We start from the raw sequence: 15,966 nt of genomic DNA on the forward strand, positions 1-15,966 counted from the left end.
AACGCCCGCTCACATACAGGCCCTTCCGGCACGACCCTCGCTCACATACAGGCCCTTCCGGCACAACGCCCGCTCACATATACGCCCTTCCGGCACAACGCCCGCTCACATATAGGCCCTTTTCCAAGGGCATTCGTTAAAGATCTGAGCGAGGGTCCGCTCGAAACCCTTCATATGTGAGGGAGGGTCCGCCGGAAACGCCCCATATGTGAGCGAGGATCGGTATTGGTCTCCTTGCGCGCTAAGTTACCGGCGAGTAACATTGCCGTCAATGACACCGGCTTCCCTTGTGAGGGCTGTCCGGCATCCATGTCTCAACGAGGAGCCACACATGAGCCACACCGGGAACAGCACCAAGCCGCGGGCAGTCCGCGACGTCGTCTTCGTGGACGGTGTCCGGACACCGTTCGGCAAAGCGGGCGAAAAGGGCATCTATGCGGGCACCCGTGCCGATGACCTCGTCGTCAAGTGCGTCCGCGAACTGATGCGTCGCAACCCAGGCCTCCCCGCCGAACGCGTTGACGAAGTCGCCATCGCCGCTACGACGCAAACCGGCGACCAGGGCTTGACCATCGGCCGCACCGCGGCCCTCCTGGCCGGCCTCCCCCGCAGCGTGCCCGGCTTTGCGATCGACCGCATGTGCGCCGGAGCAATGACCGCGGTCACGACGACGGCGAGCGGCATCGGTTTCGGCGCGTACGACGTCGTGATTGCCGGCGGCGTAGAGCACATGGGCAACCACCCCATGGGCGCGGGAGCGGATCCGAACCCGCGGTTCATGTCCGAGCGGATCGTGGATCCGGCCGCCCTGAACATGGGCAACACCGCCGAGAACCTGCACGACCGTTTCCCGTCGATCACCAAAGAGCGAACGGACACCTACGGCGCGGCGTCCCAGGCCAAGCTTGCTGCCGCCTACGGCAAGGGCCAGATCCAGCCCGACTTGGTCCCGGTCGCCACGATGAAACCCGGACAGGGATGGACAGTGAACACCGTCGATGAGCCGCCACGCCCCGGGACCACGGTGGATGACCTTGCGGAGCTGCGCACGCCGTTCAGGGCCCACGGCCGGGTGACCGCAGGCAATGCCGCCGGCTTGAACGACGGCGCGACGGCGGCAGTCCTGGCGTCCGCGGAGGCTGCCGAGGAGCTCGGCCTGTCCGTGAAGATGCGCCTGGTCTCCTATGCCTTCGCCGGCGTCGAACCCGAAGTCATGGGCATCGGACCGGTCCCGGCAACTGAGAAGGCGCTCAAGAGTGCCGGGCTCGGCATCGAGGACATCGGCCTTTTCGAGATCAACGAGGCCTTCGCCGTTCAGGTCCTGAGCTTCCTGGACCACTTCGGAATCGCCGACGACGACCCGCGCGTCAACCGCTACGGCGGGGCAATCGCCGTCGGTCATCCCCTCGCATCGTCCGGCGTGCGGCTCATGAACCAATTGGCGCGCCAGTTCGAAGAAGACCCGTCAGTCCGGTACGGCATAACGACCATGTGTATCGGCCTGGGAATGGGCGCCACAGTAATCTGGGAGAACCCGCACCACCCCGACTACAACAGCTACAACAGCGGAACAGAGACCTCCGCCGACACCGAGAGCAAGGGAGCCGCAGCATGAGCGCCGCCGAATTCCAGAAACTGGCCGGACTGTTCCCGGACGAGACCGTGACCCACTCCTACGTGCAGGACATCGAACTCCCCGGCAACGCCGGAACGTTCGCCCTGATCACCCTCGACAACGGCCTGGACCACACCAAGCCCACCACCCTCGGACCCAATACCCTCGTCGAGCTCGGGACGGTACTTGAAGGGCTCAAGGATCGCGCTGCGCGCGGCGGGATCGTCGGCGTCGGCGTCACGGGCAAGCCGTACTTCCTGGTCGCCGGAGCGGACCTTTCAGCGGTCAAGCAGCTCGAAGAGCGCGAACACGGCCTGTGGATGGCGCAGCTGGGCCACGACGTCTACGCGACGCTCGCCGATCTGGGTGTTCCGAGCTTCGCCTTCATCAATGGCCTCGCGCTCGGTGGTGGCCTCGAAATCGCCCTCCAGTCCACGTACCGTACGGTTTCGACCGGCGCGGGCGCCCTCGCTTTGCCCGAGGCCTTCATCGGGCTCGTCCCCGGCTGGGGCGGTGTCTACATCCTGCCGCGACTCATCGGCCCGGAAAACGCCGTCAAGGTCATGATTGAGAACCCGCTGAGCAACAACCGCACGCTCACCGGCCCCCAGGCTTTCCAGCTAGGCATTGCCGACGCCATCTTCGAACCCGCGGATTTCGTGGAGCGGTCCATTGCCTGGGCTGCGAAGGTGATCGCGGGCGAGGTCGTCCCGGAACGGGGCAGCTCCGTGGATCCGGCGGATCCCGCAGTTGCCGAACGCTGGGCGGGCGCGGTGGCAGCGGGCCGGGCGTTCGTGGAAGCCAAGACCTCAAACGCATCACCGGCTCCGGCCAAGGTGCTGGATATCCTCGAGGCCAACCGGACCATGGGCAAGGCGGAATCCGCGGCCATGGAATGCGAGACGCTCGCAGAGTTGATTCAGACGGACGAGTTCCGTTCCACCGTCTACGCTTTCCTGGACCTCGTGCAGAAACGGTCCAAGCGGCCTGCCGGTGCGCCCGACCGGAAGCTCGCACGTCCGGTGACAAAGATCGGTGTCGTCGGTGCCGGCCTGATGGCGAGCCAGCTCGCCCTGCTGTTCGCACGCCAGCTCAAGGTGCCCGTCGTCCTGACGGACATCGACCAGGAGCGCGTGGACAAAGGGGTCGCCTACGTCCATGCGGAGGTGGACAAGCTGCTCGGCAAGAAGCGGATCAGCTCCGACGCCGCCAACAGGACCAAGGCCCTGGTCAGCGGCTCCGTCTCCAAAGAGTCATTCGCCGATGCCGACTTCGTCATTGAAGCTGTCTTCGAAGAACTCAATGTCAAGAAGCAGGTCTTCGCGGAAGTGGAGGCCATCGTCTCCCCGGAATGCGTCCTCGCCACCAACACCTCCTCGCTGTCCGTGACCGCGATGGCTGAGGATCTGCAGTACCCGGAGCGCCTGGTCGGATTCCACTTCTTCAACCCGGTTGCGGTCATGCCGCTCCTGGAGATCGTGCGGGCTCCGAAGACCGACGACACCGTACTGGCCACCGCGTTCGAGCTCGCCAAGGGCTTGAAGAAGACAGCCGTGCTGGTCAAGGACGCGGCCGCTTTCGTCGTCAACCGGATCCTGCTGCGGCTCATGGGCGAAGTCATTGCCGCGTTCGACGAAGGGACACCGGCGGAAGTTGCCGACTCGGCGCTGCGCCCCATGGGCCTGCCGATGAGTCCGTTCACCCTCAGCGCGATGGTGGGCCTTCCGGTCGCCCAGCACGTCCAGGAATCGCTGCACGCTGCCTTCGGCGAGCGTTTTGCGGTATCCCAGAACCTGCAGAAGTTGGTTGACAACGGTGTGAAGTCACTCTGGGCCCCGGGTCCTGAGGGAAAGCCGGTCATCCCGGCGGAGACGTTGGCCCTCATGTCCTTCGGCACTACGCCTTCCACGTCCGAGGAAGTCCTGCGTCGCACGCAGGACGCCCTTGCCGAGGAAATCGGGCTCATGCTCTCCGAAGGCGTAGTGGCCGGACCGGAAGACATCGACCTCTGTGTGATCCTCGGTGCAGGCTGGCCGATGTTCCTGGGCGGGATCACGCCCTATTTGGACCGGGTGGGCGCCTCCGAGCGTGTCAACGGCAAACGCTTCCTGGCACCCGGGATCGCTTCGAAGCCGGTAGCCGGGTAGCTTTCCGGCGCCTGCCGCGGGACGATTTCCCGTCCCGGCCGGCGGTGAATTCGGCTATGCCGCCTGCCGTGCGCGACGCCAGGCGGCATAGCCGATGACCAGCGAAATGATGCAGCCAAGGGTGGTGTCGATCAGTGGGCGTCAATCGGCACGGCACTTGAGGGGAGGGACGCACCGATAATCATGAAGACGATGGCTTGAGTGCTTGCCTTGGCTGCGCTCGGCCTAAGACCGCCAAAGACGGTGGCGATGGCAGCGAGAGCGACGATCAGGATACCGCTCCACGGTTGCATGGCACTGCTCAGCATGCCCGCCGCTGCTCCGCCGGCTCCGGCCAGGGAGGTATTGAGCAGGTCCGCGGATCTGTATTTCAGGCCGCCCACGTGACCGCTGCCGGAGACGAGCAACGCGCCCAGCGCGGCAACCATTCCCGCCCCGATGTCACCACGGACGATCCCCAAAACAATCGGGACCCCGAGTGAGAGGCCCGCGGTCAGGACGTGGACCACGTTGATCTCGACCCGTTTCCAGCGCGTCGCGTCGACAATCACGTCGCGTCCTGCACTGGAAGCGCGTTTGAGGTGGTGGCGCCAGCGCGGCGGGGCCGCCAACGGATCCGTCATGTTCCACCTCGTTTCAGGGACGTTCCCATCCGGTAGTGTCCGGCAGCCTCCGGGCAAGGCCGCCCAAAGAGCTCACCAATTCGGCAAAGGCCTCCCCTGGGTGGTTCTCCGAGACGATGCGCGCATTGGGAGGCTCGCCCCACAGTCCGCGGAAGTCCGCCACGGTGGTTCCGATGAGCCTCGGGGCCGCCGTCTCGACGTGGACTGTTGCTGTGCGGGTGCCGTACCTGGCGGTTCCGGCGGCGACGGACGCGGCGAAATAGTCGTGGATGTGCGCCACGTAGCCCTGGCCGTAACGGCGATGGAACTCGAAATAGAAGCGGAGCATATCGCTGACGTGCCGCACGAGTTCGTTCGAAGCCATGCTGCGCCGCCCCTCCGGCTGCTCCGGAAGGACAAGTTCCGGCTCGGTGCAACCCGCCTCGGAAGCCAGGGCGGCCACGTGTTCAGGTGTCAGTTCGATCCGTTCCGTGGTCTCCAGGGCGCACACCACCGGCAGGCGTTCCTCAGGAAGTCCGGAGAAGGCCGCAAACACCTCGGCCGCTGCGTGCGGATCAACGTGGGTGTTCCATTCGGCAGTGGGTGTCGTGTTGCCCTGATAGTAGTAGCTGCCACCCATGATCACGACGCCGCGCAGCAGCTCCGGTAGCCGCGGCTCGGCCCGCAGGGCGAGGGCGAAGTTGGTGAGGGGCGCCGTCAGCAGGGCGGTCAGCTCCCCCGGCCGTGACCGGGCCGCTTCGACCCAGAGCTCGACGGCGTCGACGTCGTGCACTTTTCCGTGCGGTTCCGGCAGCTCGGCGTAGCCGACGCCTTGGGGCCCGTGGGTTTCCGGAGTGGTGGTCAGCGGGATCCGCAGCGGAGCCCGGGCACCGATGGCAACGGGCACGTCGGGGCGGCCGCACAACTCGAGCAGCGACAGGTTGTTGCGTGCCACTTGCTCTGCCGCGACGTTGCCCGGAGTGCTGCTCACGGCTACCAGCTCCACATGCGGCTGGCTGCAGAGGTAGGCCAGTGCGAGGGCGTCGTCGATTCCCGTGTCGCAGTCCATGACCAAGCTCACGGGCTCGCGCTGGCATGCAGCCGCTGCCTGCTCCCCGCTCAAGGAACGCTCCTTAGAAGAGGGCGACCTTGGGCGTGCGCGGGAAGATGTCGTCCATTTCGGCGCGTTCTTCTGCCGTGGGCACCCAGCGCACCGCCTTCGCGTTCTCGGCGATTTGCTCCGGGCGGGTGGCTCCCGCAATCACGCTGCTGACTGCGGGCTGGGCCGCCAGCCAGGAGAAGGCCAGCTGCAATTCGTTCAGGTCCCGCTCTTTGGCGAATTGGCTGAAGCGGCCCAGCTGGACCCAGTCGGCGTCGTTGACCATGTTGGTCCGCGTGTGGCTGAGGCGAGATCCTTCCGGGGCGTTGCCTGGAGCATACTTGCCCGTCAGGAGGCCGTTCGCCAGGGGGAAATACGGCAGGACACCGAGCCCGAAAGCCCGGGCGGCCGGCAGCACTTCGAGTTCCGCGCGGCGGTCCAGCAAGTTGTAGTGGTTTTGCGTCGAAATGAACCGCGCACCGCCCTGCATCCGGGCGACGTATTCGGCTTCGGCGATCTGCCAACCTGCACGGTTGGAATGGCCGAGGTACCGGACCTTGCCGCTTGTCACGAGGTCATCGAGGGCGGCGAGGGTCTCGTCAACCGGGGTGAGAGGGTCCGGCGTGTGGTATTGGTACAGGTCAATCCAGTCTGTGCCGAGGCGGCGCAGCGATGCCTCGGCGGCCTGGATGATGTAGCGGCGCGATCCCCGGGCACCAAAATCGTTGCCGTTGGCGCCGTGCATATCCATGCCGAATTTCGTGGCCACGATGGCGTCGTCCCTGCGACCTTTGAGGGCGACGCCCAGCATGGTCTCACTGAGGCCTGGCTCCCGGCCATAGACGTCCGCAACATCGAAAAGGGTCACGCCGGCATCCAAGGCGGCATGCACTACTGCGTTGGTACCCTCCTGCGATTCCGTGGCCGTATTGGCCCGGCCGAGATTGTTGCACCCCAAACCGACTACTGAGACGGTCAATCCGGAATTTCCAAGACGGCGATATTCAGTCATGGTTTCACCCTACAACGCCCGCAGTGGCCGATCCGCCGCTCAGGATCCGAAGGCTATTCCTGCCTCTTCCATCGCGTCGTGCAACTGGGCCATGACCTTGGGGCCCATGCCGTGCAGGGCCGCCACCCGCGCCTCACCGAATTCGGCGAGCTGCTCCAAGGTTTCCAGACCCTCGTGGGCGAGTGCCCTTCGTGCCGGAGCGGACAAGCCCTTCGGCAGCGGGGTATGTCCGGGCCAGTTGCTCTTGGGCGCCATGTTTGTCCCTTCGAAGCGGAGATATGGTCCTTAGAGGGTAAAGCCCGCGCCGGTTTTCGGCGAGTGTTTCACTTTGAAGGCGGTGGGTTCAGCATGGGTTGCGGTAGCGATGCTCAGCTTGGTGAAGTCCAGGTCTTCTCCCCGGATGCACACCTTGATCGCGTTAACGGCCTTGTTGACGTCCGGGCACAGGCAGAAAATGTTGAGCTTCGAGTCGCTGATTTCGGAACGATCCACGGTACCCAGTCCCCGCCAGGCCAGTTCGCTCATCAAAGCGGCCTTGGCCTTGCGTTCAAGGTAACGGTCGCGGTCGGTGCCGTCCTTCGTCTTCAGCGCAATCTGCGCGACCACCCAAAACTGCTCTTCCTCGGGAATCTCCGCATAGCCGTCCTCTTCGCATTGCGCGGCAAAGGCCGTCATGAGTCCTTCGACGGCGGATTCGTCCTCGACGTCGGTTTCGTCAGTACTGCTCTGGTGTCCTACGACCCCGTGGTTGATGACGAACTGCTTGAATTCGTCGTCATACCAAGCCTCCCGGAAATGCAGGACCGCTTCGTCGTCGCGCTTATACGTGCGGATGATGCCGCTCATGCCTGTCCTTTTCTGAACCACTCCGCGCAGGTACTGTTTGGACCTTTGCCGTCGAAGGGTGCTGTTTGTTGGATATCGCCCGGAACAGGCCGTTCACAGCTTGGGGAGACTGCCTGGGCTGGGGTGTCCTTGTCCTGGCAGGGGCCGCGCGAAAGGCACCTTTGTCCCCAGAACCTGCGCGACGACGTCGTGCGTGATCTGTTGGGCGGTGAGCCCCACCCGCTCAAGGACCTGGCTCCTGGTTCCATGGTCGAGGAATTCGACCGGAAGCCCCACCTCGTTGAGGGCCGTGTCCACGCCGGCCGCGCGCATCTCCTGGCGGATCCGGGATCCGACGCCGCCCGCTCGGACGCCGTCTTCGATGCAGATCACCAATCGGTGCCGGGCCGCGAGGGCAATGATGGACTTGCGAACAGGCAGGACCCACCGCGGATCCACCACTGTGGAACTGATGCCTTGGGATCCGAGCCGGGATGCGACATCGAGGGCTAGCTCGGACATTGCGCCGACGCTGACAATCAGGACATCGTTCTCCGTGGAGCCTTCGGGGCGGCGCGCCAGCACGTCGACGCCGTCGGAAAGCCGTTCGACCGCTTCGATCTCACTTCCGACGCTGCCCTTGGAGAAGCGCACCACGCTGGGCGCGTCGGCGATGGCGACCGCCTCGCGGAGCTCTTCCCGCAGGCGGCTGGCATCCCGCGGAGCCGCGAGGTGCAGCCCCGGAACGATCTGGACCATCGCCATGTCCCACATGCCGTGGTGGCTGGCTCCGTCCGGGCCTGTCACGCCGGCGCGGTCCAACACAACCGTCACTCCGGCTTTGTGCAGGGCAACGTCCATGAGGAGCTGGTCAAAGGCGCGGTTCAGGAACGTGGCGTAAACGGCGACGACAGGGTGCAGTCCACCAAAGGCCATGCCTGCGGCCGAGGTGAGGGCGTGCTGTTCGGCGATGCCGACGTCGATCACTCGTTCAGGGTGCCGTTCCGCGAACTTGTGCAATCCGACGGGGATTAGCATGGCCCCGGTGATGCCTACGATGTCTTCGCGTTCATCGGCAATGTCCGCGATTTCCTCGGCGAACACCGAGGTCCACGAGCGGGCGCCACCGGCTTCGGTGGGTTCGCCGGTTTCGGGATCGATGATCCCGACGGCGTGGAACTGGTCCGCCTCGTTGGCGAGGGCGGGCGCGTAACCGTGCCCCTTTTCGGTCATCGCGTGGACGATCACGGGGCCGCCATAGTTGCGGGCAGTGGTGAGCGCGTGCTCAAGGGCCCGGATGTTGTGGCCATCAACAGGGCCGATGTACTTCATGCCGAGGTCTTCGAACATGCCTTGCGGAGCCCACCAATCCTTGATGCCCTTCTTCATGGCATGCAGGCTCTTATAGGTGAACTGGCCGATCGGTCCGCCGCTTTGAAGTTTCTTCTTCCACCAGTCCAACACCACTTCGTAGGTGGGCGCTGCCCGGAGGGAGTCGATCGTGGGGCGTAGTGAAGCGAGGTAGTCTGCCACACCGCCGACGGTGGGGGCGTAGGAGCGTCCGTTGTCGTTGACGACGATCACCACGCGGCGTCGCTTGTCCGCGGCGATGTTATTGATCGCTTCCCACGCCATGCCGCCCGTCAGGGCGCCGTCTCCGACGACGGCGACAACACAGCGATCGCCCTCACCGGTCAACTGGCGGGCCCGGGAGATACCGTCGGCCCAGGACAAGGAGGAGGACGCGTGGGAGCTTTCCACGATGTCGTGCTCGGACTCGGCACGATCGGGGTAGCCGGACATGCCCCCTTGCTGCCGGAGGGTGCTGAAATCCTGCCTGCCGGTCAACAATTTGTGGACGTAGGACTGATGGCCGGTGTCGAAAACGATGCTGTCACGCGGCGAATCGAAGACTTTGTGGATGGCCATGGTGAGTTCCACCACGCCAAGGTTCGGTCCAAGGTGACCACCCGTTTGAGCGACGTTGGTGATGAGGAAAGTCCTGATCTCGCCTGCAAGCTGCTCCAACTGCTGACTGGTGAGCTTGCTCAGGTCCTGCGGGTTCCGGATTGTCTCCAAAAGTCCCAACGGCCCCTCCTTAGGGTGATTGACGTGCTATACAACTCTAACGCCTTGGCCGGCACCAAGCCGCAGGAAAGGCTACAGCCCCGGCCGGTCGATGACCAGCCGGGGCTGTAGCTGTTGCCTTATAGCTCAGGCAGAGTTCGCGCTAGTGTGCCGAAACGATCTCCGCGCTTCCGAAGTAAACCCGGCGGAAAAGCGTTGCCGGGTTTACTTCGGGTCCTTACGCTGAGATCTGGCGCAGAACGTACTGCAGGATGCCGCCGTTGCGGTAGTAGTCCGCTTCGCCCGGGGTATCAATGCGCAGCACGGCATCGAAGGACTTGGTGCTGCCGTCCTCTGCCGTTGCTGTGACCTTGAGCGTCCTCGGCGTCGTGCCGTCATTCAGCTCGGTGACGCCCTCGACGGAGAACGTTTCCGTGCCGACCAGGCCCAGCGACGCAGCGGATTCACCGGCCGGGTACTGCAGCGGGAGGACGCCCATGCCGATGAGGTTGGAGCGGTGGATGCGCTCGTAGCTTTCGGCGACGACAGCCTTCACACCCAGCAGCGCGGTTCCCTTGGCAGCCCAGTCACGGGAAGAGCCGGAGCCGTACTCCTTGCCTGCCAGGACCACCAGCGGGGTGCCGGCTGCCTGGTAGTTCTGGGCAGCGTCGTAGACGTAGGCCTGGGGGCCGTCCGCCTGGGTGAAGTCGCGGGTGAAGCCACCCTCGACGCCCGCACCGTCGTTGAAGCCAGCGAGCAGCTGGTTCTTGATGCGGATGTTCGCGAAGGTTCCGCGGATCATGACCTCGTGGTTGCCACGGCGTGAACCGTAGGAGTTGAAGTCCTTGCGCTCCACACCGTTGGCCAGAAGGTACTGGCCTGCAGGGGTGTCCGACTTGAAGGAGCCGGCCGGGGAGATGTGGTCGGTGGTGACCGAATCGCCGAGCTTCAGCAGCACCCGGGCGCCGGCGATGTCCGTTACCGGTTCCGGCTGTGCCTTCATGCCTTCGAAGTACGGGGGCTTCCGCACGTACGTGGACTTGGCGTCCCAGGCGAAGGTGTCGCCTGCCGGGGTCTCGAGTGCCTTCCAGCGGTCGTCGCCGTCGAAGACGCCTTCGTAGCCGCGGGCGAACATTTCCTTGTCGATCGAGGAATCGATGACCTTCTGGACCTCGACAGGGTTGGGCCAGATGTCCTTCAAGAAGACATCGTTGCCGTCCTGGTCCTGGCCCAGCGGATCCGCGTCGAAGTCGAAGTCCATGGTTCCGGCCAGGGCGTAGGCGATGACCAGCGGCGGCGAGGCCAGGTAGTTCATCTTGACGTCCGGGTTGATGCGGCCTTCGAAGTTGCGGTTGCCGGAGAGGACAGCCGCGACGGAAAGGTCGTTGGCCTGGATAGCCTCGGAGATTTCGGCGTCGAGCGGTCCGGAGTTGCCGATGCAGGTCGCGCAGCCATAGCCCACGATGTAGAAGCCGAGCTTCTCCAGGTATGGGGTCAGGCCGGACTTCTCGTAGTAGTCGGTGACAACCTTGGAGCCGGGAGCGACCGAAGTCTTGACCCACGGCTTGGAGGCGAGGCCCTTGTCGACGGCGTTGCGGGCGAGCAGCGCAGCAGCCAGCATCACGGAAGGGTTGGACGTGTTGGTGCAGGAGGTGATCGAGGCGATCGAAACTGCACCGTGGTCCAGTTCGAATTCGCGGCCGTCAGCTGTTGTGACGCTCACTTTGGTCGACGGGCGACCGTTGGACTTCGGGCCGTGTGCGTGCGGCGCTACGTCGGCCAGGTGGGTCGCGGAGGCGGTGAACGACGGCGAATCGGAGGCCGGGAAGCTCTCGTCAATCGCTTCGTCCAGGCTTCCGTCGGCCAGGTCTTCCTTCACGTAGTTGCGCAGGTCCTCGCGGAACTGGGCCTTGGACTCCGTGAGGATGATGCGGTCCTGGGGACGCTTCGGGCCCGAGATGGAGGGAACAACCGTGGACAGGTCCAGCTCGAGGTACTCGGAGAACTTGATCTCGTGCGAGGGATCGTGCCAGAGGCCCTGTTCCTTCGCGTAGGCCTCGACCAGGGCGACGTTCTGATCGGAGCGGCCGGTGAGGCGCAAGTACTCGAGCGTGACGTCGTCGATCGGGAACATCGCTGCCGTGGAACCGAACTCCGGGCTCATGTTGCCGATGGTGGCGCGGTTGGCCAGCGGCACAGCCGCAACGCCTTCGCCGTAGAACTCCACGAACTTGCCGACCACGCCGTGGTTGCGCAGCTGCTCGGTGATGGTCAGGACGACGTCCGTGGCGGTAGCGCCCGCGGGGATGGAACCCGTGAGCTTGAAGCCGACAACGCGCGGGATCAGCATGGAGACGGGCTGGCCCAGCATCGCAGCCTCGGCTTCGATGCCGCCGACGCCCCAGCCCAGCACGCCCATGCCGTTGACCATGGTGGTGTGGGAGTCCGTGCCGACGCAGGTGTCGGGGTAGGCGCGGAGGACGCCGTCAACTTCGCGGGTCATGACGGTGCGTGCCAGGTATTCGATGTTGACCTGGTGGACGATGCCTGTTCCCGGGGGAACAACCTTGAAGTCGTCAAAAGCAGTCTGGCCCCAGCGGAGGAACTGGTAACGCTCGCCGTTGCGCTGGTATTCGATCTCCATGTTGCGCTCAAGGGCGCCGGAGTTGCCGAAGGCGTCGATCTGCACGGAGTGGTCGATGACCATCTCAGCCGGAGCCAGCGGGTTGACGCGCTTGGGGTCGCCGCCGAGGTCCTTGATGGCTTCACGCATGGTGGCAAGGTCAACGACGCAGGGAACCCCGGTGAAGTCCTGCATGATGACCCGGGCCGGGGTGAACTGGATCTCGGTGTCCGGCTGGGCATTTGGATCCCAGCCAGCCAGGGCGCGGACGTGGTCGGCCGTGATATTGGCGCCATCTTCCGTCCGCAGGAGATTTTCAAGCAATACCTTAAGGCTGAACGGAAGGCGGTCTGCGCCCTCAACGGAGTTCAACCGGAAAATTTCATAATCGGTGCCGGCTACATTCAGTACGCCTTTGGAACCGAAGCTGTCCACAGTGCTCATGGCAGGACTCCTCTCGCAACAGCTTTCATCTTTGTCGCGTGGTTGACCGCTAGCTAGTTAGGCAAACCTAATCTGGGCATCGTGCGGCCGGTGGAGAAGTGAAGCGCGACGTAGGACTTCTCCACCATCGTAGTGGCGGCTATGCCGCGGGCACCAGCAACGCAACGGTCTCGAGGTGATGTGTGTGCGGGTACAAGTCGAAGGCCCGGAGGGATTCAAGCTGCCATCCGCCGTTCCGGAAGTACCCCAGATCACGCGCGAAGGAGGCCGGATCACACGACACATAGGCGATTGCCCGCGGCCCGGACTCGATGAGCTGGCTGACCACGGCTTTGCCCGCACCGGCCCGCGGCGGATCGATCACCAAGGCATCGAAGCTCCGGGGGCGTTGCCTGAGGACGCGTTCCACCCTGCCCTGGACAATTTCCACTTGGGTCTCTCCATGCAGATTCTTGCGGGCATCCCGGCTGGTCCCGGGCGATCCTTCGACGGAGAGCACCGAACCGGTGATCCCCACAGCATCCGCCAAGGGCGCCGTAAACAATCCGGCTCCCGCGTAAAGATCGGCGACGGCCGATCCCGGAAGGAGGTAGCCGCCGTCGTGCAGGAATCCGGTCACCGCCCCCACCAGGGTCCCGGGCGCATCCTTGTGGATCTGCCAGAACCCTTCTCCCGTCACACGGTAGTCGTGACCGGCAGCCGATTCCTGGACCCACGTCCTGCCGCGCAGCTGCAGGACTTCGCCGCCCGCGGGGTCGAAGCTTGCCACTGAGACGTCATGCGGGAGCTGGCCCAGGATCCGGTTGAGGCGCCGGGCATCGGTACCTTCTTCCGGGGCGAGAAGGACGAGCGGACGCGATCCGTTGGCAGGCGCCGCCACTTCCACCCGCGAGATCCCCCGCAGATCGATGTCCCAGAGCCGCAACTCGTTGATCCCCGGCAGTGCCAAGGGCATCTCGTGGACCGGAATCACGACGTCGGAGCGGTGGGCATGCATCCCGAGCCGGCCACCTGGGGTGACAGCAAAGCTGGCACGGGTCCGCCAGCCGAGCCCGGTATTCCCGTCGGACCCTGCCACGCTGCCGGAGCCCGGGTCGCCGGCGGCCGCCGGCTCCACTTCGACATTGAGTTCGACGCCGGCGAGCCGCTTGAGCTGCTCGGCGAGGACTTCGGCTTTGAGAAGGCGCTGCCGTTCCAGTGTTACGTGCCCGAGTTCGGCCCCGCCCACGGGCGGACCGCCCTTGCGCCAAGCGGCAAGCGAGTCGGCGAGCGGCCAGAAATGGCGTGTCCGGTCCTCTGATGCTTCCAGGACGTCGACGACGTCGGCACGCCAGAAACGGGAAGACTCACCCGCGTCGGTCAGCCGGACCCGGACCTTCTCCCCCGGGATGCCGTGCCGGACAAAAATGACCCGGCCTTCGTGCCGTGCGACAAAGTGGCCGCCATGGGCGATGGGGCCGACGTCCACCACCAGCTCCGTGGCAGCCCCGTCCTGGGCCGTGGGCGAGCTGGATTCGGTGTTGCTGGGGTGGGTCATCAGCTATCCTGCAATGCCTTTGCTTCTTCGGAGGACTTTAATTGCCAGGGAACGCTGGCCACCATGACGCCGGGTTCAAAATGGAGCCGGGCCTTGATGCGCAGGGCGGTCTGGTTGTGGACAAGCTGTTCCCACCACTTGCCGACGACGTACTCCGGGATGTAGACGACGATCAGGTCGCGCGGGGAATCGCGGCGCATGTTCTTGACGTAGTCCAGGATGGGCGTGACGGTTTCACGGTACGGGCTCGCCAAAACGGTCAACGGGACAGGGATGTCCAGCTTGTCCCAGGCCTCGACCGTGTGCGCCGTTTCCTCGTGGTCGATGTCGACGATGATGGCGTCCAGCCGGGACGGCCTCGATGCCCGGGCGTAGGCGAGGGCGCGCAGCACCGGTTTGCGGACATGGGACACCAGCAGCACGGCGTGGACCCGGGTAGGCAATGCACGCGGGGAAGAATCCTCGTCAACGGCCAGTTCCTTGGCCACATTGTCGTAGTGGGCGCGGATGCTCCACATGATGAGGAACAGGATGAACATCGCCAGGAGGGCGATCCAGGCGCCCTGCCCGAACTTGGTGATCAGCACGATGGTCAGCACCAGCGCCGTCATGGCGAAACCCAGTCCGTTGATGGTGCGGGACTTCACGATCCTGCGGCGGACGGCTTTGTCCTGCGCAAGTTTGAGTTCCCTGCCCCAGTGCCGCACCATGCCCAACTGGCTCATCGTGAAGGAAATGAAGACCCCAACGATGTACAGCTGGATGAGCTTGGTGACATCGGCGTTGAAGGAAATGATGAGGACCAAGGCCCCTGCCGCGAGGGCCAGGACGCCGTTGCTGAAGGCAAGGCGGTCTCCGCGGGTCCGAAGCTGGCGGGGAAGGTAGCCGTCCTGGGCGAGGATGGACCCCAGGACCGGGAATCCGTTGAACGCGGTGTTGGAGGCGAAGACGAGGATGACGCCGGTGGCGGCGACAACAACGTAGAACGGGATGGACCCGGCGCCGAAGATCGTCTGTGCAATCTGGCTGATGGCAGGGTTCTGGATGTAGTCGTCCGGGAGCGGTTGGCCATGCAGGAGGAATTCCTTGGCCGGATCCAGCACGATGTGGACCTTGGTGGCATTCGCAAGGTAGATGATGCCCGCGAGCATGGCCGAGGCGATGACTCCGAGCAGCAAGAGCGTGGTGGCCGCGTTCTTGCTCTTGGGCTTCTTGAAGTTCGGCACGCCGTTGCTGATGGCCTCCACACCGGTCAGGGCGGCTGCGCCGGAGGAGAAGGCCCGCAGGAGCAGGAACGCACCTGCCAGGCCCACGAGTCCCTGGTCGAATCCCTCTTGCGGGACGATCGTGAAGGCTGCCGAGGGAGCCTGGCCGAGTTGGCCTGTGGCCGCCTGGAAGATACCGACGGCCGTCATGCCCAGGATAGAGAACATGAAGATGTAGGTGGGAACCGCGAAGACACTGCCGGCTTCCTTGATTCCGCGCAGGTTCACGAGTGCCAGGACTATGACGCCCACTGTGGCGATGAGCGCCTGCTGCCCATGCAGCGAAGGGATCGCCGTGGTCAGGTACGCCGCCGCGGAGGACATCGACACGGCGACGGTGAGGACGTAGTCCACCAACAAAGCCGCGGCGACCGTCAGGCCCGCGAACTTCCCCAGATTGACGTTGGCGATTTCGTAGTCGCCGCCACCTGAAGGGTAGGCGTGCACGTTCTGCCGGTACGAGGCAACAACCGTGAGCAAGACCACCATGACTGCGAGGCCTACGAGCGGCGAAATGGCCACGGCACTCACGCCCGCGAGGGCCAGCGTCAGCAGGATTTCGTCAGGGGCGTACGCCACGGAGGACAGGGCATCCGAAGCGAAAATCGGCAGCGCGATGCGCTTGGGAAGCAGGGTGTGGGCCAGGCGGTCGTTCCGGAACGGCCGCCCCACCAACACCCGCTTCGCGGCGTTGAGAATTGTCAGCACTCCGCAAAGCTACTCTGAATCG

The 15,966-nt window shown here is 64.6% G+C and carries 11 protein-coding genes; 2 read left to right on the top strand and 9 right to left on the bottom strand.

The window, feature by feature from the left end; all coding sequences use genetic code 11:
* Positions 1–331: 331 nt before the first annotated feature.
* Positions 332–1,615: a thiolase family protein gene (locus ABD742_RS13785; protein WP_234750132.1), complete on the top strand. Its 1,284-nt coding sequence runs from the start codon at positions 332–334 to the stop codon at positions 1,613–1,615.
* Positions 1,612–3,762, top strand: a complete 2,151-nt coding sequence (locus tag ABD742_RS13790; protein ID WP_234750130.1) for a 3-hydroxyacyl-CoA dehydrogenase NAD-binding domain-containing protein — start codon at positions 1,612–1,614, stop codon at positions 3,760–3,762. Before ABD742_RS13785 ends, ABD742_RS13790 begins: the two co-directional genes overlap by 4 nt.
* A 131-nt stretch (positions 3,763–3,893) precedes the next feature.
* Here the strand turns inward: ABD742_RS13790 and ABD742_RS13795 are convergent, their stop codons facing one another.
* The 9 genes from ABD742_RS13795 to ABD742_RS13835 all read right to left on the bottom strand — a co-directional run bounded on the left by ABD742_RS13795 (position 3,894) and on the right by ABD742_RS13835 (position 15,944).
* Positions 3,894–4,385 (bottom strand): hypothetical protein, encoded by a 492-nt coding sequence (locus ABD742_RS13795; protein WP_234750128.1) that lies wholly within the window; start codon positions 4,383–4,385, stop codon positions 3,894–3,896.
* A gap of 13 nt (positions 4,386–4,398) precedes the next feature.
* Complete coding sequence (locus ABD742_RS13800; RefSeq protein WP_234750695.1) at positions 4,399–5,433, bottom strand: nucleoside hydrolase; 1,035 nt, start codon at positions 5,431–5,433, stop codon at positions 4,399–4,401.
* A gap of 64 nt (positions 5,434–5,497) precedes the next feature.
* Positions 5,498–6,475 carry an aldo/keto reductase gene (locus ABD742_RS13805; protein ID WP_234750126.1) on the bottom strand — a complete coding sequence of 326 codons (978 nt, stop codon included), beginning with the start codon at positions 6,473–6,475 and terminating at the stop codon, positions 5,498–5,500.
* A gap of 39 nt (positions 6,476–6,514) precedes the next feature.
* Positions 6,515–6,730 (bottom strand): helix-hairpin-helix domain-containing protein, encoded by a 216-nt coding sequence (locus ABD742_RS13810; RefSeq protein ID WP_234750124.1) that lies wholly within the window; start codon positions 6,728–6,730, stop codon positions 6,515–6,517.
* Positions 6,731–6,760: 30 nt separating this feature from the next.
* Positions 6,761–7,321 carry a hypothetical protein gene (locus ABD742_RS13815; RefSeq protein ID WP_234750122.1) on the bottom strand — a complete coding sequence of 187 codons (561 nt, stop codon included), beginning with the start codon at positions 7,319–7,321 and terminating at the stop codon, positions 6,761–6,763.
* 93 nt (positions 7,322–7,414) lie between these two features.
* Positions 7,415–9,388, bottom strand: a complete 1,974-nt coding sequence (dxs, locus tag ABD742_RS13820; RefSeq protein WP_234750120.1) for a 1-deoxy-D-xylulose-5-phosphate synthase — start codon at positions 9,386–9,388, stop codon at positions 7,415–7,417.
* A 217-nt stretch (positions 9,389–9,605) separates the two neighbouring features.
* Complete coding sequence (locus ABD742_RS13825; RefSeq protein ID WP_234750118.1) at positions 9,606–12,434, bottom strand: aconitate hydratase; 2,829 nt, start codon at positions 12,432–12,434, stop codon at positions 9,606–9,608.
* 139 nt (positions 12,435–12,573) lie between these two features.
* A complete protein-coding gene (locus ABD742_RS13830) occupies positions 12,574–13,971 on the bottom strand; it encodes a class I SAM-dependent RNA methyltransferase (RefSeq protein ID WP_234750117.1) in 1,398 nt (465 codons plus the stop codon).
* On the bottom strand, positions 13,971–15,944 hold the full coding sequence (locus tag ABD742_RS13835) for an APC family permease (protein WP_234750115.1): 1,974 nt from the start codon (positions 15,942–15,944) through the stop codon (positions 13,971–13,973). The genes ABD742_RS13830 and ABD742_RS13835 overlap by 1 nt, the downstream gene beginning before the upstream one ends.
* Positions 15,945–15,966 lie beyond the last annotated feature (22 nt).

The organism is Arthrobacter ramosus, assembly GCF_039535095.1.
Classification (GTDB): domain Bacteria; phylum Actinomycetota; class Actinomycetes; order Actinomycetales; family Micrococcaceae; genus Arthrobacter; species Arthrobacter ramosus.